The sequence below is a fragment of the Deinococcus apachensis DSM 19763 genome, assembly GCF_000381345.1.
Taxonomy (GTDB): domain Bacteria; phylum Deinococcota; class Deinococci; order Deinococcales; family Deinococcaceae; genus Deinococcus; species Deinococcus apachensis.
In genome coordinates, this window is sequence record NZ_KB906400.1 from 109,066 (window position 1) to 131,324 (window position 22,259).

Annotated in this window: 23 protein-coding genes; 9 read left to right on the forward strand and 14 right to left on the reverse strand. The window is 70.9% G+C overall.

Going from position 1 to position 22,259, the window contains the following annotated elements; genetic code table 11:
• Nucleotides 1-51 precede the first annotated feature (51 nt).
• Nucleotides 52-936: a hypothetical protein gene (locus F784_RS0107375; RefSeq protein WP_019586081.1), complete on the reverse strand. Its 885-nt coding sequence runs from the start codon at nt 934-936 to the stop codon at nt 52-54.
• Between the two features lie 117 nt (nt 937-1,053).
• Nucleotides 1,054-3,036, reverse strand: coding sequence for a putative bifunctional diguanylate cyclase/phosphodiesterase (locus F784_RS0107380; RefSeq protein ID WP_019586082.1), 1,983 nt, complete (start codon nt 3,034-3,036; stop codon nt 1,054-1,056).
• 410 nt (nt 3,037-3,446) lie between these two features.
• Between F784_RS0107380 and F784_RS0107385 the strand changes: the two genes are divergently transcribed.
• On the forward strand, nt 3,447-3,683 hold the full coding sequence (locus F784_RS0107385; RefSeq protein WP_019586083.1) for a hypothetical protein: 237 nt from the start codon (nt 3,447-3,449) through the stop codon (nt 3,681-3,683).
• Nucleotides 3,684-3,791: 108 nt separating this feature from the next.
• Here F784_RS0107385 and F784_RS0107390 read toward each other — a convergent pair whose 3' ends face one another.
• The 3 genes from F784_RS0107390 to F784_RS0107400 form a co-directional block, all read right to left on the reverse strand.
• Entirely contained in the window at nt 3,792-5,096 is a 1,305-nt protein-coding gene (locus F784_RS0107390) for a hemolysin family protein (protein WP_040382684.1), read from the reverse strand.
• Between the two features lie 84 nt (nt 5,097-5,180).
• Nucleotides 5,181-5,510 (reverse strand): hypothetical protein, encoded by a 330-nt coding sequence (locus tag F784_RS26045; protein WP_019586085.1) that lies wholly within the window; start codon nt 5,508-5,510, stop codon nt 5,181-5,183.
• Between the two features lie 54 nt (nt 5,511-5,564).
• Complete coding sequence (locus F784_RS0107400) at nt 5,565-7,520, reverse strand: glycosyltransferase family 2 protein (protein WP_019586086.1); 1,956 nt, start codon at nt 7,518-7,520, stop codon at nt 5,565-5,567.
• Nucleotides 7,521-7,642: 122 nt separating this feature from the next.
• On the opposite strand from F784_RS0107400, the gene F784_RS0107405 reads away from it, so the two are divergent.
• Nucleotides 7,643-8,632: a Kelch repeat-containing protein gene (locus F784_RS0107405; RefSeq protein ID WP_019586087.1), complete on the forward strand. Its 990-nt coding sequence runs from the start codon at nt 7,643-7,645 to the stop codon at nt 8,630-8,632.
• A gap of 154 nt (nt 8,633-8,786) precedes the next feature.
• On the opposite strand, the gene F784_RS0107410 is transcribed toward F784_RS0107405, so the two are convergent.
• Both F784_RS0107410 and F784_RS0107415 read right to left on the reverse strand, forming a co-directional pair.
• Complete coding sequence (locus tag F784_RS0107410) at nt 8,787-9,611, reverse strand: ion transporter (protein ID WP_019586088.1); 825 nt, start codon at nt 9,609-9,611, stop codon at nt 8,787-8,789.
• Nucleotides 9,612-10,018: 407 nt separating this feature from the next.
• Nucleotides 10,019-10,294, reverse strand: a complete 276-nt coding sequence (locus F784_RS0107415; protein ID WP_019586089.1) for a hypothetical protein — start codon at nt 10,292-10,294, stop codon at nt 10,019-10,021.
• A 956-nt stretch (nt 10,295-11,250) separates the two neighbouring features.
• Between F784_RS0107415 and F784_RS0107425 the strand changes: the two genes are divergently transcribed.
• Nucleotides 11,251-11,586, forward strand: coding sequence for a GNAT family N-acetyltransferase (locus F784_RS0107425; protein WP_245557786.1), 336 nt, complete (start codon nt 11,251-11,253; stop codon nt 11,584-11,586).
• Between the two features lie 37 nt (nt 11,587-11,623).
• Here F784_RS0107425 and F784_RS25200 read toward each other — a convergent pair whose 3' ends face one another.
• Nucleotides 11,624-12,106 (reverse strand): sensor histidine kinase, encoded by a 483-nt coding sequence (locus tag F784_RS25200; protein WP_169405658.1) that lies wholly within the window; start codon nt 12,104-12,106, stop codon nt 11,624-11,626.
• 148 nt (nt 12,107-12,254) lie between these two features.
• Here F784_RS25200 and F784_RS25205 point away from each other — a divergent pair, with 148 nt between their 5' ends.
• Nucleotides 12,255-12,584 carry a YetF domain-containing protein gene (locus F784_RS25205; protein ID WP_083939167.1) on the forward strand — a complete coding sequence of 110 codons (330 nt, stop codon included), beginning with the start codon at nt 12,255-12,257 and terminating at the stop codon, nt 12,582-12,584.
• 208 nt (nt 12,585-12,792) lie between these two features.
• On the opposite strand, the gene F784_RS0107445 is transcribed toward F784_RS25205, so the two are convergent.
• Genes F784_RS0107445 through F784_RS26785 form a run of 3 tightly spaced genes read right to left on the reverse strand, consistent with a single transcriptional unit; the run spans nt 12,793 to nt 15,010 of the window.
• The gene (locus tag F784_RS0107445; RefSeq protein ID WP_019586095.1) at nt 12,793-14,112 is read right to left on the reverse strand and encodes a DUF2254 domain-containing protein; all 1,320 of its coding nucleotides are present in this window, start codon (nt 14,110-14,112) and stop codon (nt 12,793-12,795) included.
• Nucleotides 14,109-14,798, reverse strand: a complete 690-nt coding sequence (locus F784_RS22545; protein WP_211211882.1) for a mechanosensitive ion channel family protein — start codon at nt 14,796-14,798, stop codon at nt 14,109-14,111. The genes F784_RS0107445 and F784_RS22545 overlap by 4 nt, the downstream gene beginning before the upstream one ends.
• Entirely contained in the window at nt 14,783-15,010 is a 228-nt protein-coding gene (locus tag F784_RS26785; RefSeq protein ID WP_211211883.1) for a mechanosensitive ion channel family protein, read from the reverse strand. The genes F784_RS22545 and F784_RS26785 overlap by 16 nt, the downstream gene beginning before the upstream one ends.
• Before the next feature lie 178 nt (nt 15,011-15,188).
• Between F784_RS26785 and F784_RS0107455 the strand changes: the two genes are divergently transcribed.
• Nucleotides 15,189-16,079 carry a lysophospholipid acyltransferase family protein gene (locus F784_RS0107455; protein WP_019586096.1) on the forward strand — a complete coding sequence of 297 codons (891 nt, stop codon included), beginning with the start codon at nt 15,189-15,191 and terminating at the stop codon, nt 16,077-16,079.
• A gap of 71 nt (nt 16,080-16,150) precedes the next feature.
• Here F784_RS0107455 and F784_RS0107460 read toward each other — a convergent pair whose 3' ends face one another.
• Both F784_RS0107460 and F784_RS0107465 read right to left on the reverse strand, forming a co-directional pair.
• On the reverse strand, nt 16,151-16,585 hold the full coding sequence (locus F784_RS0107460; protein ID WP_019586097.1) for a hypothetical protein: 435 nt from the start codon (nt 16,583-16,585) through the stop codon (nt 16,151-16,153).
• 1 nt (nt 16,586) lies between these two features.
• Nucleotides 16,587-17,819, reverse strand: a complete 1,233-nt coding sequence (locus F784_RS0107465; protein WP_019586098.1) for an MFS transporter — start codon at nt 17,817-17,819, stop codon at nt 16,587-16,589.
• A 63-nt stretch (nt 17,820-17,882) separates the two neighbouring features.
• Between F784_RS0107465 and F784_RS24455 the strand changes: the two genes are divergently transcribed.
• Nucleotides 17,883-18,491, forward strand: coding sequence for a winged helix-turn-helix domain-containing protein (locus F784_RS24455; protein WP_169405659.1), 609 nt, complete (start codon nt 17,883-17,885; stop codon nt 18,489-18,491).
• Between the two features lie 63 nt (nt 18,492-18,554).
• Here the strand turns inward: F784_RS24455 and F784_RS0107475 are convergent, their stop codons facing one another.
• A complete protein-coding gene (locus F784_RS0107475; RefSeq protein WP_019586100.1) occupies nt 18,555-19,361 on the reverse strand; it encodes an SDR family NAD(P)-dependent oxidoreductase in 807 nt (268 codons plus the stop codon).
• 150 nt (nt 19,362-19,511) lie between these two features.
• Here F784_RS0107475 and F784_RS0107480 point away from each other — a divergent pair, with 150 nt between their 5' ends.
• The 3 genes from F784_RS0107480 to F784_RS0107490 are packed head-to-tail and all read left to right on the forward strand — an operon-like array spanning nt 19,512 to nt 22,124.
• Complete coding sequence (locus F784_RS0107480; RefSeq protein ID WP_019586101.1) at nt 19,512-20,177, forward strand: TetR/AcrR family transcriptional regulator; 666 nt, start codon at nt 19,512-19,514, stop codon at nt 20,175-20,177.
• Nucleotides 20,174-21,457 carry an FAD-binding protein gene (locus F784_RS0107485; RefSeq protein WP_019586102.1) on the forward strand — a complete coding sequence of 428 codons (1,284 nt, stop codon included), beginning with the start codon at nt 20,174-20,176 and terminating at the stop codon, nt 21,455-21,457. The genes F784_RS0107480 and F784_RS0107485 overlap by 4 nt, the downstream gene beginning before the upstream one ends.
• A gap of 43 nt (nt 21,458-21,500) precedes the next feature.
• Nucleotides 21,501-22,124, forward strand: coding sequence for an MBL fold metallo-hydrolase (locus F784_RS0107490; protein ID WP_019586103.1), 624 nt, complete (start codon nt 21,501-21,503; stop codon nt 22,122-22,124).
• Nucleotides 22,125-22,259 lie beyond the last annotated feature (135 nt).

Genomic DNA, 22,259 nt, shown 5'->3' on the forward strand with positions numbered 1-22,259 from the left:
GCACCGGATGTTCTGGAATCAGAGCAAGTTGGTATCAGGCTACGCCCGGCGTCACTCCTGCCCGGCCACTTCCACCGGCTGGAGGGTGAGGTCCATGCTGCCGGTCAGGCGGCCACTCGCGTGGGCGGCGCAGCGGAAGGTGTGGAGCTTCCCCTCGTGCGCGGCCGGGGTGACCTCGAACCGGGCGGGCTCCCCGGCCCAGCAGAAGTCCTGAGCCTCCACCCGGCCGCGCACCACCCGGTACGGCACCCGTCCGCCCCCCAGTCCCAGCCCCGCCAGTTCGGCAAGCTGGCCCATCAGGATGGCGACGGGCATGGCGGGGTAGTGCTCGAAGTGCCCGGCGCACGCCTCGGCGGGCACGCCCTCCAGGGTGCGGGTGAGGGTCTGGCCCCGCCGCTCGATCAGGCCGGGGGGCAGGGCCCCCATGGCGGCGCCGCTCTCGGGGGTCGGCCTGCGGCGCGACTGAAACAGCCGCTCGAAGGCGGCCTCGGTCAGCACGGTGTACTCGACCTCCAAGTGGGCGAGCGGCACGCCCCCGACTGTCGCCACGATGGAGGTGCGCGCCATCCGCTTGGAGAGGTCGATCAGCGCGGCGCGTAGCGCGACCGGCGAGCCGTAGGGGGCGTCACTCGGGTAGCCCTCGTACCGGGCCTGCTGGGCCAGGTAGTACCGCCGCTTGTCGTCCCCCTGCTCCAGCGCCGCTCGGCACAGCCCGGCGATGGCGGCATGTCGGCTGAGTTCCGCCCCCTGGATGGGACCCAGCTCGGCGCCCTGCGGCAACTCGGCGCGCACCTGGGCCCCGAACGTCTCGCCGTCGAACTGGAGGGCTTGCAGCGCGAAATACGGCGGCCGCACGCAGATGCGCCGGAGCAGCGCTTCTTCCTCCACCTGCACCGGGTTGACGGGAAAGGGTCTGGCGAATGGAATTTGCAGCATGCTACTCCTGAGCGGCGAGTGCCCGCCGCCGATGTGGGCGCGGATTGGTTAAAGATCAGCTAAAGGAACGGGCCCAAGATATATGCAACTCGGGGGATTTTGGATCTTCATTAAATCTTAATTGACGCGGCGCGTCTCCTGTTCCGCCCCGGATTCAGCCCACCCGCTCGCGTCCACCCGGCGCAACTGCTTCTCCAGTTCGTGGGGCGGCAGGGGTCTGGACCAGTAAAAGCCCTGGCCTACATGGCAGCCCAGGTCGCGCACCACCTCGAGCTGGGCCTGCGTCTCGATCCCCTCCGCCACCACCTGGAGGTCGAGCGTCTGGGCCACGGTCAGGATCGCCTCGATCAGGGCGAGAGCGTACTGCGGCGTGCGGCGGGGAGCACTCAGGTCATGCACGAAGGAGCGGTCGATCTTGATGCTGCTGATGGGCAGATCACGCAGGTACGACAGGGACGAGTACCCCGTCCCGAAGTCGTCGATGGCGAGGGCCAGCCCCAGTTGCTGAAGGGTGCGTAACGTCTGGCGGACCATCCGGGAATCCCGCAGCAGCGCGCCCTCGGTCAATTCGAGTTCAAGCTGACTGGCTGACACCCCCCCGCTCTTCAATGCGGCCATCACCGTATCCACGAAGTCCGGCTGGGCGAGCTGAAGCGGCGCCACGTTGACGGTGACCCTCACGGCCCGCCCGGTCCGCTGCTGCCATTGCCGGACCTGAGCGCAGGCCGCCCCCAACACCCACGTTCCGATGGGCACGATGGCCCCGCTGCTCTCGGCCACTGGGATGAACTCTGCGGGCGACACCAACCCGAGCTGTGGATGCCGCCAGCGCAGCAGCGCCTCGACCTTGACCAGTTCCCCGCTGTGCAGGTCGTACAGCCCCTGATACTCCAGGAACAGTTCCTCGCGGCCCAGGGCAGTCTGGATGTCGCGTTCCAGCAGCTTGCGCCGCTCGACCTGCTCGTCGACCTCGGGGGTATAGGGCCGGACCCCGTTCTTGCCGCTGCCCTTGACCTGATACATGGCTGTGTCCGCGTGTCGCAACAGCGCGTCCCCGTCCTGACCATCCTTGGGAAAGAGACTGACCCCGATGCTGGCCGTGACCGTCACGGCGGCACCCTGGAGGGTGACGGGCCCCGCCAGCTGGCTGAGCAGCCCGCGGGCCGCCTCCACCGCCTCCGGTCGGGAGTGGTTCGGCAGCACCACCACGAACTCGTCGCCGCTGATGCGGGCACAGCAGCCCACCTCGCCACAGAAGGCCCGGAAGCGCCGTGCCAGCACCCGCAGCACCTCATCGCCCGCCTCGTGCCCCAGGGTGTCGTTGATCAGCTTGAAGCCGTCCACATCCACGAACAGCAGGGCCAGCGGCTGCTTCGCTTGCCGGGCCGTTTCCAGGGCCGCCTGAAGGGTGAGGTTGAAGTGCAGGCGGTTGGGGAGCTCGGTGAGCAGGTCGGTGTAGGCCAGCCGTTGCAGGGTCTCCGCCCTCGCCTCGGCCCGCACCACCCGCTCCTTGAAGCCCAGAAACGCCCCCGCGAGCGCCAGCAGCGTCAGGTTGGCGAGGTTGTATTCCGTCAGGGCGAACACCACCCGGTAATCCATCTCGGCGTTCTGGTGGAGCGCCACGTACGCGGCGCTGAGCAGCAGGGTGACGCCGAAGAAGAAGTAGGAGACGGCGCGGCCACCCCGGACGTTGGGGACGAAGAAGGACAGGACGTACAGGGCCGGGACCCAGAAGTAGGTCTCGGTCATCTCGGCGGGAACCGACAGCCCGGGCGGCGTGAAAAACAGCATCGACACGAACTTGGTCAGGAAGTAGACGCTGCAAGTCAGGATGATGCCCAGCACGACCCGGCCGGTGCTGCCGGGGCGCAGGAAGAGGGTGAGTTCGAGCAGGCCCAGCCCCAGGGCGAGCAGGGGGTAGGCGACGGTGTCCAGGAGGTAGGGCTGAGTGGCGCGCGACTCCAGGAGGGCGCCCAGCACGAAGGCGAGGATGGCGAAGGGCAGCGCGACCAGCAGACTCCGGCGCCAGCCGTCCTCGTCGGGCAGGGTCGGCGCCGGGACCAGGCGGCTCAGCCGTTCCCACCACTGGAGCCCGTTCATGCCGACCCTGCCCCCCCGCGGGGGAAAGAGGACACACCGGTCCCCGTCACGACCTGCTTCCCGGCGAGCATCAGCGCTCCAGCAAGGAGAGGAGAGAGGCGGGGCGGGCGAAAAGGTCGCCGAGGGCGAGTTCAAGGCTGCCCGCGGCTCCGGGCTTAGCCACCATGCTGTGATCGGCCCGGAAGTGCGGCGCTTGTGCTCGCTTGGCGTGACTCACGCCCGAACTATCCCACGAGACCGGCCTGCCCGGGTGTGTTCTTGCCGAACGAACCTGGCGCCCCACGCGCGGCGGGGCGGGGTGAGGAACGTTCCTGGGGAGGACCAGCCTGCCGCGCCCCTCCACATTCTTGAACGTCCTGCCATCCTCCCCATCCCTCCTTCCCCTAAGGTAACGGTGCAGGAGGTGCGTCATGACCGACAAGGACAAGAGCCTGGGCGAACGTCTCGGCGAGGCGGCCGACGCCGTGAAGCACAAGGTGAACGAGGGGGCGGACCGCGCCCGCGCCGAGGGCCACGACTTCAAGGCCGAGACCAGCGACAATCCGCTGGAGAGCGCCGTGGAGAAGGGCAAGGGACTGGTGGACCGGGGCAAGGCCGAGCTGCATGACGCCGCCAGCGAGCAGAAGGCCAGGGACGCCGGAAGCTGAGGAGCGCTGAACAGAGAGGGCGTGGTGAAGAAGCCACGCCCTTTTGCCGTGTTCATACCGAATGGCCGCTCGCCTCGCCCCTCGTCTGCGGCCCACCGCAACTTGGTATCAGCCGTCCCCCCGGTCCACCGTGGCGATGATGACCTCGGCGGGGGGCGTGATCAGCACCTGGTCGATGCGCGCCCCGTCAAGGTCCATCACCTCCAGCGTCCAGCCGTCCGCCACGGCCTGCGACCCCACCTGCGGAAACTCGCCCAGCACCTCCAGCACGTAGCCCGCCAGGGTGCTGAATTCCTCGTGTTCCAGTCGGGGCAGGGGCAGGGTGTCGCGCAGGTCGTGCATGGGGATGGCGCCGTCCACCAGGAAGGACCCGTCCTCCCGGCGCACGATCATCTCGGCGTCCTCCGGCGCGTCCACCCCCGCCAGCTCCTTGAGCAGGTCGGTCGCGGTCAGCAGGCCCGAGAAGGTGCCGTACTCGTCCACCGCAATCGCCAACCGCTGGTGCCCCTCCTGGGTGACCCGGGCCAGCACGTCCTCGGCCCAGGCGGTCTCGGGCACGTACACCACCGGGCGGATGAGGTCGGCGAGCGGCTCCCCCGTGCGGGAGGCGCGCAGCACGTCCACCACATTGAGCTGCCCGATCACCTCGCCGACCTCGTCCACCGCGGGGTAGCGGTCGTGGGGGGAGGCGAGGACCCGCTCCACCACCACGTCCAGGGGACCCGTCACGCCGAGCGCGATCACGTCCGCCCGGGGCGTCATCAGGTCACGCACCCGGCGGTCGTTGAAGCGCAGCACCCGGTCGATGCGCTCGGTCTCGCCCTCCTCCAGGCTGCCGCTCTCGGCGGCCTGCTGCACCAGGGCCTTGACGTCCTCCTCGGTGATCTTCTCCTGCGGCTCGCCGCGGATGCCGAAGAGCAGCAGCAGCCCGCGCGTGGTCGTCTCCAGCAGCCACACGACCGGCCGCACCACCCGCGAGAGCACCGCGAAGAAGGGGGCGACCCGGGCAGCCAGGCCCTCGGGATTGCGCAGGGCGATGTTCTTGGGGGCAAGTTCCCCCAGCACCAGCGAGAGGAAGGTCACCAGCAGGACGACGGCGACCGAGGCGGCGCTGGCGGCGGCGTTCCCGAACAGGGGCCGCAGCACCGGTTCGAGGTAGCGGGTGAGGCTGCCGCCCGCGAAGACGGCGCTGATGGTGCCGATCAGCGTGATCCCGATCTGCACGGTGGCGAGGAAGGCGCCGGGCCGCTCGGCGAGGTCCAGGGCGCGGGCGGCCCCCCGGTGTCCGGCCGTCGCCTGGGCCTGGAGCCGCGACTTGCGGGCCGAGACCACCCCGAGTTCCGAGCCGGAGAAGAAGCCGTTCAGGATGAGCAGCAGCACCAGGATGCCGAATTCGACGAAGGGGTTCCCCACGGGGGGCAGTGTAGGGGAAAGCCCCGCCAGCATTTGGCGCCGGACCCGGAGTCTTCAGCCTCCCTCAAGCCTGGCCCCACCCGCCTACCGCCCCATCTGAAGCGCCACCTCGGGTTTTCTGGCATTCCCGCCCACCGCGCAGGTCACGGGGACGGGAGCGGTGCCCGTATCCCCCAGGGTGCGGAGGGTGAATCTCGCCGTCAGGCCCGTCTGCGTATACTCCTCCACCACCCTGTTCCCGATGGTCAGGGTCTGCCGCCGCACCTCGCGCTCGCACAGCCTCCGCACGTCCCCGGGCGAAACGGGCCGGGGCCCGAAGGCGGCGAAGCCCCCCACTCCGACCAGCAGAACCGCTGCCAACACCACCAGGACGGTTCGCCACCTCAGCCCGGCCGTGGCCACGACAGTGTTCATGAGCTTACTTTACGTTCTTCTGGGCCAGGTGGACATGACCCCGGATGGTGAACCTCAGTCCGAGGGCAACGGCACGACCGCGGCCTCGTGGCGCCGCGCGATAGCCTGCCGGAACAGGGCCACCAGGGCGGTCGCGTGCGTTTCGAAGGCGAAGTCATCCCGGGCGGCGCGGGTATTGGCGGTGAGCTGCGCGAGGCGGGGGCGGTCGCGCAGTTGCGCGGCGGCGTCCGCGAAGTCGCGGAAGAACAGGCCGAAGTCGTGTTTCTGGGCCAGGGTCTGCATGGCGACGAGGGAATGGCGGTTGTCGCGCATCAGCCAGGGCAGGCCCGCCGCCGCGTAGGTGCCCAGCCGGGCGGGCAGGTTGAGGTCGTCCCAGTCCGCCCGGCGCAGGTCGCCGCCGTTGCGCGAGTCGAAAATCTGCACCCAGCCCGCGTCGTACTGCGACAGCTCGCGCACCCAGCCTGCCGGGGTCACCGTGGGGTGGAGGTGCATCAGGCCCGTCTCCAGCCCCTCGCGCGACCAGTTGGGGAACCACTCGTGAAACTGCGCCCCGTAGAAGTGGACGTGGATGCCCGCCGCCGCCAGTTCGCTCCACGGCACCATCCCGAGCGGCCGCCCCGCGCAGACCGTGTGAAGCTGGCCGTCCCGCTCCGAGAGCTTGGGCGCCCACTCGTCCGTCATCCACACCCGGCTGGGCAGGTCGCCGTCGAGCAACAGGGTGGGCTTATCGGCAAAGCGGCCCCCTGTGGCGAGCCGGAACCACTCGCGGTTTTCCGGGCTGATGAAGACGTGCCCGTCGGCGCGTTCCAGCACCTCGATCAGGGTGGACCACAGGCCGTGCTCCAGGCAGATGAAGGGGCCCTCCTTGAAGTGGAAGACGGCCGGGATGCCCAGGTCGGCCCCCAGAATCTGGTGAATGAAGGCGAGGTCCTGCCAGTTGAGCAGCGCGTAGATCACGTCCGGCTTGGCGGCCCGGACCCGCTCGCGCCAGGCCGCGTCGAAGGGCAGCGTCTCGATGTGGCCGAAGGGAAAGGGCCCCGCCGCGTCCCAGGTCTCGGTCTTGGGGAGCCACAGGGCCGAGAGCCGGTGCCCCAGCGCCTCCAGGGCCGTGACGCGCTCGGGGTTGAAGCCCAGCGACCCCACCAGCAGGATGTGCAGGCCATTCCGGGCGGAGCCGGGACGCGGCGTGGCGAAGGGGCCGTAGCGCTCGCGCTCGTCCGTCCGCATCCCGCGCGAGGGCTGGAAGTTGAGCCACACGTCCTCCCCCACCCCGTAGTGCGCCCGGTAGCGCGACAGCCCGCCGACGAAGCCCGCGATGATCTTGTGCCGCTGGTCGGGGTGGTCGACCCACTCGCAGGTCACTTTCCCGGCATAGGCGAAGCGCGCCCCCTGCGCGAGCAGGTCACGCCAGAAGTTCAGCTCCAGCCGGTCCGAGACCTCCTCCTCACGGGGGGTCCAGCGCACGGCGCCCTCCAGGCGGCGGCGGTGCATCACCTGCACGGGGGCCAGGGGGTTGCCGCTCGGCACGCGCTCACCCCGCTTCGCCGCCGGGGGGGAAGCGATCACCTCCGCCTCGCGGCCCACGGCCTCCTCGCCGCGCAGGGTAGGGCCGTAATTCCAGTACGCCCAGCGCACGCCCCCGTAGGCGAGGTCCACCTCCGGCCGGGCGTCCAGCACCTCGGCCAGCGTCTGGAGGTGGTCGGGGTAGTACACGTCGTCGGACGGGAGGTAGGCGAGGTAGGTGCCCCGCGCCTCCCGGGTGGCGACGTTGAGGGCGTGGCCCAGGCCGCGGTTGCGCTCGAAGCGGATCAGGTGGATGCGGGGGTCCGCCAGATAGGGCGCCAGGACCTCGGCGGTGTCGTCCGGCGAGCCGTCGTCCACGACGATCAGTTCCCAGTCGGTCAGCGTCTGGGCGAGGAGGCTTTCCAGGGCGCGCGGCAGGAAGGCCGCCTGCCTGAAGGTGGGCATCAGGACCGAGACCCGGGGCGTGGGGGTCTCAGCGCGCGGCATCGGGCGCTTCCGGAGAGGGAGGGGGGACGTTCACCCGGCCAGCATGGCCCAGAAGGCCGTTCATCGTCCAGAGCGACTAGGGCGGGCACCGGGCCAACGTACACTCGGGGCGGAGGCGCCCCATGCGTGACCATCCCGTTCGTCGCCCGCTCGCCGGACTCGCCCTCGCGGTGGGGCTCGCCTTGGCCGGAAGCCTGGCCCTGCGAGGAGAACGCGCTCAGGAACCGGGCCAGTGGTCCACCCGGGCCCCCATTCCGCTGGCCGACGGCGAGGTGGGCGTCGCCGGGGTGGGGGGCCGCGTCCACGTGCTGGGCGGCTACAGCGGAAACGGGCGGCTGCACGCGGAGTACGACCCGGGGGCGGACACCTGGCGGCTGCGGGCCCCCCTGCCCCGCGCCCTGCACCACGTCGGGGCCGCCGGGCTGGGCGGGCGGCTGTACCTCGTGGGCGGGTACGACCACACGACCGGGCGGGGGGTGGCGGACGTGTTCGAGTACGACCCCGGGACGGACCGCTGGCGGGCCAGGGCACCCATGCCCACCGCCCGGGGTGCCCTGGGAGTCGCGGTGCTGGGTGGGAAGCTGTACGCGGTCGGGGGCCGGGACCGGGCGGACACCGGGGCCAACGAGCGGTACGACCCGGCCACGAACACCTGGACGAGGCTCGCGCCGCTGCCCACCCCCCGCGATCACCTCGCGGTCGCCGCACTGAACGGACGAATTCACGCAGTGGCCGGACGGCTCGAAACGTACACCCGCAACACGGGCGCACACGAGGCTTACGACCCGGGGGCGAACCGCTGGACTCCCCTCGCCCCGCTGCCCACGCCCCGGAGCGGCGTCGCGGCGGCGGTGCTCGCCGGGAGGCTCCTCGTCCTCGGGGGGGAGGGGCCGGGGGGCACCTTCAGCCAGAACGAGGCCTACGACCCCAGTCGCAACTGCTGGACCCGGATAGCCCCCCTGCCGACCGCCCGACACGGAACGGGCGCGGCGGTGGTGGGCGGGGTGATGTACGTCCCGACCGGGGCGCCCACGCCGGGGGCCTCCCGAACCGCCGTGAACGAGGCGTTCACCTGGACTCCGGGGGAGGGATCTCTGCCCTGCACGGGGTGAGGTTGTCCCAGCACGGGGGCCGGGGCGAGCCGTGGATCAACTCGAACACTGGGCACATCCAGCGGGTGATGGACCCCCTGCGCCGCCCCACGGTCCGTGGGGAGTCGGGGGTCTCTCGGGAGGCAGGCTCATCACGTCACGCGGGTCAGCTCAGTCAGGACCCACCCTCTTCCCCGTTCCGGTTCGGCGGGGCCTCCCGCAGCGCCGCGACCTCCCGCCGCAGCGCCCGGAGTTCGCGCTCCAGGGAAGCGTTCGTGACCTCCTCGTCCCCGTCCGCGTCCTGGTCGCGGCCCACGAAGAAGCTGGCAACGGACGCCGTGATGTAGCCGAACACCGCGAAGCAGTACAGGGCGAGCAGCCAGGTCAGGGCGCGGCCCTCCGCCGTCTTCGGGAAGTAGTCCGAGCCCATCGTCACGAGGATCATCGCGGTCCACCACAGCCAGGACACGTACCCGGTCAGGCCGCTCTCCCGAGCGGCGGGCACGTCCTCGAAGGCGAGCATCCCCGCCGCGCCCGCCAGCGCGACGAGCAGCGTGAGCAGCGCCACGTAGCCCACGCCCCGGCGCCGAACGGCCCGCCCGGCGGCGCGGAAGCCCCGGTTGAGGGAGGTCAGGAGCCGCACCAGGTTCAGGGACCGGGTGGCCCGTAGCAGTCGCAAGACGCGCAGCGCCCGGATCGCCCGCAGCACCCGCAGAGCGGGGAGCAGCAGCGAGACGAGCGTGAGCCAGTTCGAGCGCAGGTAGGCGCGCTTGTCGGGCGCCACCGTGAAGGAGAGCAGGAAGTCGAGGACGAACAGCACCCAGATCACGTCGCTCAGGAGCTGAAGCCCCGGGGTGAGGCCGCGCGTGAGGTCCAGGACGAGCAGCCCTAACCACACGAACCCCAGGACGGTCATGGGGCCGTCGGTCAGGCGGTCGAGGTGCCGCAGCAGTTCCAACCGCTCGCGGTGCAGGTTCTCGGCTTCGGACCGCTGGGACATGGGGGCACCGTATCAGCCCGGGTGGGGCGGGGGAACGCATCAGACCGCCAGCAGCAGGGCGGCGTAACCCACAATGCCGATGAAAAACGGCCAGAAGCGGCTCCCCCAGCCCCAGGGCAGCTCCCCCTGAACACGTTGATGCCCCAGCCAGGAAGGCGGTGAGGACGACAGCCTTCGAAAGTCCGGGGGTCAACGCCAGGACTCAGCCGAGCGCGGCGGGCACTTCCTCATGCCGGGCGATGTTGCCAGAAGCCAGAACGGCATTCGGGGACAAGGGACTGCCGGTCTTGGACGGAGTCCATAGAGGGGAGAGGGGCAGCAGGCGGCGGTGGGCCAGATCCCCGACCCAGGCCCGCATGTTCCACACTTCGTCCTGGCCCTGATCCCTCAGGCCCGGCAGGGAAACCTCACCCCTCGGAATTCTCGGTGGTCTCACTGCGGGCGGCGGTCGTCGAGTCCTGCCGGGCACCCCCGTCGGGGCTGACAAAGGGCGCGACCAGGGTGCCGAGCAGCGAGCGGTCGTCCTGCTCCTGTTCGGTCGTGGACGTGGCGGCGCCGCCCGTCTCCCGCTCGATCTCCCCGACCGACTTGATGGGCTCGGCCGAATGCAGATTCTTCGGATCGCTCATGGTTTCATCCTTGGGGGATGGGGTCAGGTCCACGCCCGCCAGCACTTGACCCATCGTTCAAGCTCCTGTGCCCACCTGATGACCCGTGTCGCGCCCGGAGAACGGGGCCTGTGCGCACACCCCCAGCGAAGGTCGGTGGTGCCGATCCAACTCGTATTTCTGGCTGGCGTTTCCCGGTTCCCCCAGGGCTCTCGATCCGCTCCGCCTCACGTCCGTTCCGCGTGACCTGTCAAGTGCGGCTGAATGCAACGCCCCGAGGCTGGCTGTCAGGGCCCTGAATTCCTCAGCGGAGAGGTCGAGGCCTCCTGTTGCCTGGCTCGACGGCCCGCGCATTCAACCGTCAGGCACACTGGGCGCATGACTTCCCCACGCCCCCAGCTCTCCCCCTCGCACTACCGGGTGTACAGCGCATTCCGGTGCGAGCTGAGCCGGTTCACCCAGGCACAGCGCGAGCGCATCCAGCAGGCGGGCCTCACGCCCCAGCAGTTCTCGCTGCTGGTGCTCCTGGCGGCGGCGCGGGGCGGGGAGATCAACATCGGCACCGCCGCCGAGGAACTGCACCTCGCGCACAACAGTGTGGTCGGGCTGTCGCAGCGGGCCGAGCAGGCGGGGCTGCTCACCCGGGTCTCGGCCGGGGGACGGCGCCAAGGGACCACACTGCGCCTGACCGAGCTGGGGGCGCGGCGCCTGGACGAGATCACGCGGGTGCTCATCACGGAGCTCGCCGAGGACCGCCTGCTGCTGGTGGAAACCCTGTCGCGGTGGAATACCGTCCTGGCGGCGCGGGGGCTGGCGCCCGGCGGGCCGGGCCGGGCAGGAGCTTCACCGGGCCGTCTTTCCGGGTACGCGGTGCGGCGGGCGGAAGGGCCGGACAGACCCCTGGTGTGGAACCTGCTGCAACTGTACCTACATGAACTCAGCCCCGTTCTCGGCGCCGTTCCCGACGAGCGGGCCAGTACCCCTACCCGGCCTTCGACGCCTACTGGCAGGACGAGGGGCATTTCCCGTACCTGTTCCAACTGGAGCGTCAGCCCGTCGGTTTTGCGCTGGTCCGGCGCCGCCAGGACAGGCTCGGCCCCCCGCCCTGGCATGTGCTGGAGGAGTTCTGCGTGCTGCGGCCCTACCAGGGTCAAGGCCTCGGGGCCTCGGTGATCGGCGAGGTCCTGCGCCAGCACCCGGGCCGCTGGTCCGTCTCGTCCCTCCAGCGCAACCCCTTCACCCGCCACTTCTGGGAGTACGTGCTGCCGCGGCATACCCGCGCACCCCTCGTGGCCTCACCGGATGAGACACGGCCGGACGTCACCCACTTCACCTTCGAGGTGTCCATTCCCTCTGCCCGGGCCTGAGCAGCCGGGTCAGCCCCGGGGCCGCTCAATCGGGGAATCAGGAGGCCCCAGGTCCCGGGCAAACACCGCCTCCACCCGGATGCCCTCTCCCAGCGTGCTCGTGAGCGAGACGTGGCCCCCGTGCTGCTGGGCGATCCAGGAGGCCCAGGCCCGTGCCGCCCGGGTCACGCGCCCGCGCGGGGTCAGCCCGGTAGAAACGCTCGAAGACGTGCGGCAGGTCGCCGGGGGGAATGCCCGCCCCCTCGTCGCGGACGACCAGCCTCACCTCCGCCCCGTCCCCCTCCAGGCCCAGCTCGACGGCCCGGCCGGGCGGCGTGTACTTCAGGGCGTTGTCCAGCAGGATCAGGACGAGCTGCTTGAGGCGGCGGGGGTCGCCGGAGACGGGTAGGCCGGACCGCGGCTCGTGGCGTAGAACCTGCCCGCGGGCCGTCCCGGAAGGCCTCCAGGGCGAGTTCGTCGCGGGGCCGGAGATCACGCCCGCCGTCGCCCTTGCCGCGGTCGCCCTGTTCCGGGTGGGCACGGTCCTCCTGGGCGCGCTGGTGTTCTTCTTCGCCTGGCGGGGGGAGCGGGAGGCGGCGGGGACGTGATCGCCCTTCCGCCGGGCCGCCCGGTAAGGTGACCTATGGACATCTTGCTCTCGGTACTGCGGGACATCCTCACGCCGCAGGGTGGCTGGTCCCTGGAGTTCCCGTCCGGGTCGTCCTCCCCGCGCTGCTGCTCTACGCGCTGACGATCTTCATCGCCCGCTCCAGGCCACGCGCCGGGCGCGCGTCTCCCGGCAATCGCCGGAGCAGAAACTCCGCAGCCAGGGCGTGGACGACGTGAGCAACGTGCAGTTCGCTATCCTGGAATCCGGCGGCACCATCTCGGTGATGACGGGCGGGGGCCAGGGGCGGCCCGGCACCTTCCCCAGACGGGCAGACTGGAGCGGGCGTGACGCGGGGAACCGGGCGGGGGCTCAGCCCTCGATCAGACCGTTCTCGATGGCGAACTGGTAGTCGTCCTCGTCGAGTTCGGCCTCGCGGCCCTCCTCCACCAGACGGGAGATGCGGGCGCGGCGGTCCTCCGGGTTGTTCGGCTCCTAGCGGGCTGGGGCGCCAGACTCGTTCATGCGCTGATGACAGCAGCCCCGCGTGAGGGGGAGGAGGGCCTGGCCTCAAGGCGGCTGAAGGTCGGACGCTCCCCCTGCTCCCCCTCCGGGCTTCCTCAGGGGTGGTGAGGCTGGGCTTCCCCGCTGCTCCCGTCCTCACGGCCCAGGACCCGGAGCACGCGGCCGTGCCGTTCCTCCAGCTCCCGGCGGTCCGCCTCCTCCCCGGTCTCCCGCAGGGCCGCGCGCAGGGCGAGGTCCGCATGGCGCCGCAGGCTGGCCCGCCGCTCCGGCGCCCGTTCCTGCTCCGCCACGGCGGCGAGCACCTCCAGCAGCCGCAGCATCACCGCCGGGTGCGAGGCCCCGTTTTGCCGGATCTGGTGAAACATCACGTCGGTGAGCCCGGCGTAGCTCGTGACCGGAACGACGAGGCGGAGTTTGCCATCTGCCCAGAATTCGCCCGGGGGCATGTCCCGCGCGCTGAGCTGGCACAGGGCCGCCCCCAGGTGGTCGAGGACGGCGATGGCGGTGAAGGGGTCGTTGACGCCGGGGGACAGGGCGCGCACCGCCACCTCCACGAGCTGCCGCGCGGTGAATTCCACGTCCTGCCGGGAGGTGCGCCGGGGGCCGGTGACGAGCGAATCGCGCACGCCCGCGACGGCCGCCGGGGAGGTGTGGGCGACGACCATGCCGGGAAACACGAAGTCGCCGGGCCGCACGGTGAGGCGAATCACCGCGCCCTGGTCCCGGGCCAGCCGCAGCAGCCGCCTTGTGTCCAGGGCCTGGAGGTAGCCCCCGTCCCGCGCGCGGACCTCCTCCGCGGGGGCTTCGGTGGGCACGGGGACGGTGGGCGGGGCAGGCCCGTCCCGCCCCGGAAACTGCTCCCCGATGGTGCCTTCGAGTTCGCGCGACACCAGCCGGATGACGTGCCCGACGTTGATGCCCCCGGCGATGTGGGCGATGAAGTAGATCAGCACCGCCAGGCTCAGCAGGGCCAGCCCCAGCCCCAGCGTCACGGCGAGGTGCGGCACGAAAAGGTTCTCGTCCCCACTGCGGACCGTCCGCAGGACGAGCAGGGCATAGGCGAAGGTGGCGATGAAGGTGCCCAGCGTGAGCTGGTTGCCCCGGTCGCGGGTGAAGTGCTCCAGCAGCCGCGGACCCATCTGGCTGCTCGCCAGCGACAGGGCGGCGATGGTGATGGAAAAGGTCGTCCCCGCCACCCCGATCACCGAGCCTGCGATGGCCCCCAGCATGGACCGCGCCCCATCCGCGCTCCCGGCGTAGACCCAGGCGAAGCCGCGCAGGGCGCCCGGGCTCACCCGCTCGTCCACGTTCACGGCCCCCTCGGCGAGCAGCGCGGCCCCCAGCGCCATGACGGCGGGCAGAAACCAGAAGCTGCCTTGCACGCTGTTCCAGAGCGCGACCAGCCGCCCGCTCACGAGGGGTCTTTCCCGCCCAGCACCCGCCAGCGGGTCTGCGGCACCTCGTCCTGCCCGGCGGGCCAGCCCTCCCGCTGCCGCTGCCAGTCGCCGTCGGTCTCCTCGGTCTGGTCGTGCCGCAGAACCTGCCGGGTGGGGAAGGGCAGATCGATCCCGTGAGCGAGCAGGGCGTCCTTGCGCCGGGGCGGGTCGATCCACCAGCGCACCCGCGGGTTCACGCTGCTCTCGGCCAGGTCCACCACGAGGACTTCCGGGGCGGGGTCCTGACGGATGAGCTTCAGGCCCGACAGCGTCTCGTGAATCACCCGCTTGGCCTCTGAGATAGCGTCGCCGTACCCGATCCCCACGTCGTACTGCAACCGGCGCACCTCGTAGGCGGTCTCGACCGTGATCCGGTCGGTGAGGAGGTCGGTGTTGGGAATCACGACCCGCACGTTGTCGTAGGCGCGGATGATCGTGGCGCGCACCTGGATGTCCTCCACCGTGCCCCCGGCTTCCCCCACGACGATCTGGTCACCGATGCGGAAGGTGCGGGTGATCAGGAGCAGGATGCCCGCGAGCAGGTTTTGCAGGATGTCGCGGAAGGCAAACCCGATGGCGACGCCGCCGACCCGCAGCAGGCTGAACAGGTTGGCGGGCGTGACCGAGGGGAAGACGATGGTGGGCCCCATCAGCACGCCCAGCACCAGACGGCCCCCGGGGCGAGGCGCCCGAACAGCCGCCCCAGGTTGCCCTCCCGGTGCCCCCACACCCGATCGACCAGGCCGCGCGTGGCCTGGTCGATCAGCCAGAACACCAGCAGCACGACCAACGCGATCAGCACGTTGGGCAGGGCGGCGATCGCGTCCCGCCCGATCTCTTGCAGGCGCTCGAGGGCGACGTTCAGGTTGGCAGCCATACAGCCCTTGATAGGGGGTTGCGGGGTGACGGCGCAAGGGGCGGAGACTTGGAGGGCTGGGGCGGGTCCGGAAGCACTCGCGGCCGAGTAGGGGCGGCACCGGCCCGCCCACTCTGTCGCCCATTTGACTTCTGGCCCGCCCGGGATGAGGCATGCTGGGAGCCGCCCGAGGTCACCGTTGCGTTTTGAGGCTCCCCCATCACCCCCCACCCTCCACTTCCGGCCCCGCTCGGCGGCGGACTGGCTGCGCTTCACGGGGTGGGGCCGCGCCCTGCTGTGGCAATCGGTGCGGGAGGTCAGCGCTCTGCCCGCGAACCTGTCCCCGCAGGAGCGGGACGCCGTGCAGAAGCGGCTGAGCGCCCGGCTGCTCGGTCACCTGCGGGTGCGGCTTCAGATCCAGGGCCATGAGCACGTGGGCTGCGGCCCGTACCTGGTGGCCGCCCTGCACGAGGGCATCGCCGACGTGCTCGCCCTGCTGCACCTGCCGTTACCCCTGCGGTTCGTCGCGCGGGAGGAGATCTTTACCTGGCCCGGGGTCGGCCCGGCGATCACCCGGCTGGGGCACGTGAGCATTGACCCGGAGAGCGGGTCCGGGGGGTACCGTCACCTGCTTGAGCAGGCGCGGGCGATCACGGCGGGGGGCGAAAGCCTCGTCCTCTTTCCGCAGGGCACCGTGCTGGGCCTGGAGACGGATTTCCAGCGGGGGGCCTTCGCCCTCGCGCGGCACCTGGGCCTGCCAATCCTGCCGGTGGCCCTGACCGGCACACACCGTGTGTGGGAGCACCCCTTCACCCCGGCGCTGCGCTACGGGCAGCCGGTGGGGCTGCGGATTCTCCCGGAGGTCACTCGCGAGGAGGTGCGCCGCACATCCCCCGAGGAGCTGCGCGTGAGGCTCCGCCGCCACATGAAGGGCGCGGCCCTGGAGGCGGGCCTGCCGCCCCCCCGCCGCTACGACCCGGGGCGCGACGGCTACTGGGACGGCTTCCACTTCGCCATCGACCCGGACTTCCCCCGGGTGTACGACCTCGTCGCGGCCCACCGCCGCACCCTTGCCGGGGAGACCGCGTGAGAATGCCGGGGAGACCGCGTGAGAAACGGCCAGGCCTTCGGGCAGAACAGGCCGCGGAGGAGATCACCGCCTCAGGGCCGGTACCGCAGGTCCACGCGCGAGGTGTCGGTGGTCGGGGAGACCTGGAGTTCCACCGTCAACCGCTCGCCTGCGTGGGCGAAGTGGAAGGTGGCCTCGGTGCCCCCCTCCCGAACGTCCCCGGTCTCGACGAAGCCCTGCGCCCGGAGGAAGGGCAGGTAGAAGTCCTCCAGCGCCCCCAGGGTGAAGTTGCCGTAGAACTGGAGGCTGGCGACTTCGTTGCGGTAACTCGCCACAACGATCAGGACGGGCTCGGGGGGGGTGAGGATGACCCGGCCCGGCTCGGCCCGCACGATCTTCAGGTCCACCGGGGCGGCGTACACGGCCAGGGCGTCGGGCGCCTGGCCCGCGAGCAGGCGCTCGGGAAATAGGGGGCGGGGCTGAGGCCGACCTGTCCCCCGGCTGTGGCCCGGCTGAATCCGCCCCACCTCAACCCGCCACCTCGTGGCCCCGACCCGAATCCCGCCCCCGCACCGCCCGCCAGGCGATCAGTCCGGCGAGCAGGTAGGTGGCCGCGTCCACGTTGATCACCAGCGCACCCACCCGGTCGCCCAGGACCCCCGAGACGCCCATCCCCAGCAGCATGGTGAGGCCCATCAGCCCGTAGCTGGCGCTGAACACCCGCCCGAGGGCTTTCTGCGGAGTGGCCCTCTGGAGGCCCAGGCCCTGCGCCGTGCCGAAGATCGCGAACGGCAACCCGGCGACGGCGGTGAGCGCCACTGCGGGCCAGACCTCCCGGTAGACCAGCGCGTAGTTGAACATCAGCACCCGCAGCAGCCCGCTTCCTAGGGCGCCGAGGGCCAGCAGGCGCAGGGCGGACCAGCGGTCGGCCACCCGCGCGACCACCCATGCTCCCGCGGCCCCACCGAGCGCCTGGGCCGACATGATCAGGCCGAGCGCCTGCCCGTCCCCGCCCAGGATGTCCCGGACGAAGGGCGCCATCAGCGTGGAGATGAACCCCTCGCCGAAGGCGACGACCGCCACGACGATGAAGATCACGCGCAGGGTGGAGTTGTGCGTCACAACCGCCAGCCCCTCGCGCCACTCGCGGAGGAAGGCGACGCGTTCGGGTCGGGGAACTCGTTCCACCGGTTCACCCACCACCCCCGCGAGCAGCAGCGCCGCCACCACGAACGTCAGCACGTCGAGCAGGATCACCGCCGGGAAGCCCAGCCGCGCCAGCACCAGACCCCCCAGCGCCGGGCCGATCAGGCGCGCCAGGTTGTTGTTCAGCGCGTTCAGACTGTTCGCCTCCCCCAGTCGCTCCCGCCCCAGCAGGGTGGGCAGCAGCGCGTTCTCCGCCGGGCCGAGGAACTGGCCGATACTTGACGCAAGGAAGCCGACCAGGGCCATGAGCGGCCACGGGGCGTGCGCGGCGGGCAGAAAGCCGAGCGTCACCACGGCCATCCCCACGTTCGCCCAGACGAGCACCCGGCGGTAGTCCAGGCGGTCCACCAGCACGCCCGCGAATTGACCCACGATTACGGGCGGGACGGCCCCCGCCATCAGCACCAGGGCGGTCGCCAGCGCGGACCCCGTCTCGCCGTACACCTGGACGGGCAGCGCGATGAAGAGCGCGCCGTTCCCGACCCACGAGATCAGCCCAGCCCACCACACCCGGGCGAAGCTGGCCTGAAGGAGCAGCGGGCGGTCAGGAGCCATGCCGCCACGGTGCGGGTTACGCTACTGCAAATGACACTTCCCGATTCACCTAGCTTCCACCAGGTGACCGACCCTCGCCAGGCCGCAATCCTGACGGACCCGACGGGCAAGGCGTTCTTCGCGCCCTTCCTGGCCCGGGACCGCACGGTCGGGGAGGCCGCCGACATCGTGGGCTGCGCGCTGAACACGATGCTCTACCGGGTCAAGGTCATGCTGGCGGCGGGCCTCCTGAAGGTGGTGGAGGTGAGGCCCCGGGGGGGGCGGTCGATCAAGGTCTACCGCTCGGTCCACGACGCCTACTTCGTGCCGTTCGGCGTCACGCCCTACGCCACGCTGGAGGAGCGGGTGGCCGCGCAGGGCAGGCCGCTGTTCGCCCGGCTGACCTCCGCCTACGCGGCGGCGCTCCACGCCCACGGCCTTTCCGGCAACGCACTCCTGCTGGGTGAGAACGGGGCGGTGTGGACGACGGACCTGCCGCCGGAAGTCATGCCCGACGGCAGGCCGCTCGTGTTCTCGGACATGACCGTGCATCTGGAAGACGCGCGGGCGCACCAGGCCGCGCGTCAACTGTCCGGCGCGTTCCGGGAGGCTGTTCAGGCCGAGCAGCCCTCATCCCCCGGCCAAGCCAGCGGGTACGTGATGATGGTGGCGCTCATCCCGCTTCAGAAGTAGCCCCCGTCCCGCCGCCCGGACGCAGCGCCAAGCCAATCGCGGATGGCCGTAGCCCTTTGCCCCTCAGTGCGCCCGGTCCTGCGCCCGCTTAACCAGGCCGGGGACGAGGGCGCGCGGCAGGAACCGGGGCGTAAGCGCGAGGAGCTGATTCGCCCGGCCCACCACCCGCACGGCCTGACCGCGCAGCATGGCGTCGATCCCCTCGCGGGCCACCTCCCCGGGACCCATGATCTCGCGGCCCTGGAGCAGTCGGCTCTCCTCTAGGCGGGCGCGCGACTGGAAGCCCGTCTCGACGGGCCCGGGGCAGAGCGCCGTGACGTTCACGCCGCTGCCGCGCACCTCCTCGTTCAGCGCCTCGGAGAAGCTGAGCACGTAGGCCTTGGTGGCGTAGTACACGGCCATCAGCGGCCCGGGCATGAACGCGGCGGTGCTCGCCACGTTCAGCACCCGGCCCCGGCCGCGCGCCACCATGCCGGGCAGGAAGCGGCGGGTCAGGTCGGTCAGGGTCACCACGTTGACCTGGATCATGTCCCGCTCGTGCCCCGGGTCGCTGGTGATGAACTCGCCGTAGGAGGCGAACCCCGCGTTGTTCACCAGAAAATCGACCGTCAGGCCCAGCTCCCCGACCTCGCGCTCCAGCCGCTCCCCCGCGTCCGGCAGGGTCAGGTCGAGCGGGACGGGAAAGGCCCGGACCCCGTGGGCCGCCTCCAGCTCGCGCGCCAGGGCCTGAAGCTTGCTCTCCGTGCGGGCAACCAGGATGACGTCGATTCCTCGGGTGGCGAGCCCGCGGGCCAGGGCTTCACCGATGCCGCCACTCGCGCCCGTGACGAGGGCGGTGCGGGTGAGTGTCGTCTTCTGTGTCTGGGTCATAGGGGAACCTCCTGAGGGAAGGGCGAGGGTTACTGACCCTTGGTTAGTTATTCTTAATTACCCAGGGTTAGTTTGTCAAGCTATTCATTCAGTCGACCTCCTGCACTCTCCAAGCTGGCAGGAATGGATTCCCTCAGCTATAGTTGACCCGTGGTTATCCAGACTCGTGCCCGCACGCCGGAGTCCAAGCTGGAGCGGCGGGGGCGCATTCTCGACGAGGCGCTGACCCTGTGGCAGGAGCGGCGCTACCCGGACGTGACGCTGGCGGATATCGCAGCGCGGGTGGGCCTGACCAAGCCCGCGCTGTTCGCCTATTTCGCCACCAAAGAAGAGTTGTTCCTGAGCCTGTACGAGCGCCTGCTGGGGGAATGGTTCGACGCGCTCGACCGGCACCTGCGCCTGGGCGGGACCCACACGCCGCCCAGCCTCGCCACGCTGCTCGCCACCCTGATCACCGAGCGGCCTGCGCTCGCCCGCCTGATCCCGCTGCTGGCCGGGCTGCTCGAACACAACGTCTCCGCAACTCGGGCCGCCGAGCACAAAACCTGGGTCGCCTCGCGGCTGGCGGTGACCGCACCCCTGCTGGAGGCGGCCCTGCCCGGACTGCCGGGGGGGAGCGGCCCCGCCCTCCTCACGTACACCCAGGCCCTCGTCGCGGGGCTGCAACCCCTGAGCGAGCCCTCCCCCGCCGTGCGGGAGGCGCTGGCGACGACGGGACTGGGCGCCCTGCACGTGGACTTCGCGGCCGCGTTGAGAGAGAGTCTGACGGCGCTCCTCCGCGGTATGGTCCAAACTACGGAGGAAGGCGACCGATGACCGAGCAGCGGAACTGGGCGGGCAACTACACGTACCACGCGGCGAACTGGCACTGTCCCCGCGGCGTGGAGGAGGTGCAGGAACAGGTCCGCCGCGCCGAGAGGGTGAAGGTGCTGGGCTCCCGGCATTCCTTCAACGGCATCGCGGATACTGGCGCGACCATGCTCTCGCTGGAACACCTGAACCGCGTCGTGTCACTCGACCGCGAGCAGGGCACCGTGACGGTCGAGGGCGGAATCCGGTACGGGGAACTCAGCCGCTTCCTGCACGGCCAGGGCTACGCGCTGCCCAACCTGGCCTCGCTGCCGCACATCTCGGTGGCGGGCGCGTGCGCGACGGCGACGCACGGCTCGGGGGACCGGGTGGGCAACCTCGCCACGGCCGTCTCCAGCCTGGAACTCGTCACGGCGGACGGAGAGATCGTCACCGTCTCCCGCGACGGGGACCCGGAAACCTTTCCCGGCATGGTCGTCGGGCTGGGGGGCCTCGGCGTGGTCACCCGGCTGACGCTGGACGTGATCCCCACCTTCGAGATGCGGCAGGACGTGTACGAGAACCTGGCGCTGGAGGCTTTGGAGGACCACTTCGACGCCGTCATGTCGAGTGCCGACAGCGTCAGCCTGTTCACCGACTGGCGGCACCCACGCTTCTATCAGGTCTGGCTCAAGCGGCGAGTGACGGGGCGGGCCCCCCTCGAGCCTCCGCGCGAATGGTTCGGCGCCGTGCCCGCCCCGCAGGACCGGCATCCCATCCCCGGCATCTCGCCCGTGAACTGCACCCCCCAGATGGGCGTGCCCGGACCCTGGCACGAGCGCCTGCCGCACTTCCGGCTGGAGTACACCCCCAGCAGCGGCGAGGAACTGCAAAGCGAGTACCTCGTGCCCCGCCAGCATGCCCTCGCCGCCTTCCGGGCCATCCATGCTTTGAGCGAGCAGATGGCGCCCCTCCTGCAAGTCTCGGAGGTCCGGAGTGTCGCTGCCGACGACCTGTGGATGAGCCCCTTCTACCGGCAGCCCTGCGTCGGCATCCACTTCACGTGGTACCGGGACGAGGCGGCGGTCCGGGCCTTCCTCCCGCGGCTGGAGGCGGCCCTCGCCCCCTTCGGTGCCCGCCCCCACTGGGGCAAGGTGTTCACGGTGGCCCCCGAGGTGCTGCCCGGACTGTTCGGGAAGCTGCCGGACTTCCGGCGCCTGCTGGAGAGGTCCGACCCCCGGGGCAAGTTCCGCAACGCCTTTCTGGACCGGTACATCTTCGGGGAGATGGAACCCGGCACCACCTGAGCCGCCCCATCCAGTTCCCCCGCCGGGAATGTCAGACTCAGCCATGCTCGAATACCGGACCTTCGGCGCCAACACCTATCTCCTGCGGACCGGGGACGGGCCCCTCCTGGTGGACAGCGGCCTGGGCCGGACTCAGGAGCAGGTGCTCGCCTGGGCGCGCGAGGAGGGGGTCCGGGCCGTCCTCCTCACGCACCACCATCCCGACCACGCGGGCGGCGCGCGGCACCTGTGGGAATCACTCGCCCTGCCCATCTACGCGCACCCGCTGGACGTGCCGTACCTGACGGGCGACCTTCCCCGGCCACCGCTGGGCATCCCGGTGCTGGGGCGGCTCATGAAGTTCCCCGTGCCCCCGGTGCCGCGCGCCGCCCTCCAGACGCTGGAGGAGGGTGACTCGCTGATGGGCTGGCAGGTGGTGCATCTGCCGGGCCACGCTCCGGGGCAGATCGGCTTGATGCGTGAGGGGGTCATGATCGCGGCGGACGCCGTGGGCTCGCGGCGGGGCCGGGCCGCCCTGCCCCCGGGCTTCCTGAACGAGGACCAGGAGCAGACCCGGCGCACGGTCCGCAAGATCGCCAACCTGGAGCCGCGGGAGGTGTATGTCGGGCACGGCTCCGTTCTCACGGGCGGGGACGTGCGGACGCTGGCGGAGCGGCTGGGCGTGTGAACCTCCACTTCTCAACGTAGAGTTCTTTGCAGGATCGCCGCCGCAGAGGTCCGCGTCAAAGCCTCATCCTGACGGGGTGCGACGTCTACCGGGTCGAACGGCCCATCCTCACCCCTTAGGCACGACGTTGTTCTG

Coding starts and splice junctions, on each gene's coding strand:
- F784_RS0107380 (WP_019586082.1), bottom strand. CDS start 3,036: ATGAACGGGCTCCAGTGGTGGGAACGGCTGAGCCGCCTGGTCCCGGCG.
- F784_RS0107475 (WP_019586100.1), bottom strand. CDS start 19,361: ATGACCCAGACACAGAAGACGACACTCACCCGCACCGCCCTCGTCACG.
- F784_RS0107400 (WP_019586086.1), bottom strand. CDS start 7,520: ATGCCGCGCGCTGAGACCCCCACGCCCCGGGTCTCGGTCCTGATGCCC.
- F784_RS0107385 (WP_019586083.1), top strand. CDS start 3,447: ATGACCGACAAGGACAAGAGCCTGGGCGAACGTCTCGGCGAGGCGGCC.
- F784_RS26785 (WP_211211883.1), bottom strand. CDS start 15,010: ATGGCTGCCAACCTGAACGTCGCCCTCGAGCGCCTGCAAGAGATCGGG.
- F784_RS0107465 (WP_019586098.1), bottom strand. CDS start 17,819: ATGGCTCCTGACCGCCCGCTGCTCCTTCAGGCCAGCTTCGCCCGGGTG.
- F784_RS0107485 (WP_019586102.1), top strand. CDS start 20,174: ATGACCGAGCAGCGGAACTGGGCGGGCAACTACACGTACCACGCGGCG.
- F784_RS0107415 (WP_019586089.1), bottom strand. CDS start 10,294: ATGGGTCAAGTGCTGGCGGGCGTGGACCTGACCCCATCCCCCAAGGAT.
- F784_RS0107405 (WP_019586087.1), top strand. CDS start 7,643: ATGCGTGACCATCCCGTTCGTCGCCCGCTCGCCGGACTCGCCCTCGCG.
- F784_RS0107375 (WP_019586081.1), bottom strand. CDS start 936: ATGCTGCAAATTCCATTCGCCAGACCCTTTCCCGTCAACCCGGTGCAG.
- F784_RS0107410 (WP_019586088.1), bottom strand. CDS start 9,611: ATGTCCCAGCGGTCCGAAGCCGAGAACCTGCACCGCGAGCGGTTGGAA.
- F784_RS0107490 (WP_019586103.1), top strand. CDS start 21,501: ATGCTCGAATACCGGACCTTCGGCGCCAACACCTATCTCCTGCGGACC.
- F784_RS26045 (WP_019586085.1), bottom strand. CDS start 5,510: ATGAACACTGTCGTGGCCACGGCCGGGCTGAGGTGGCGAACCGTCCTG.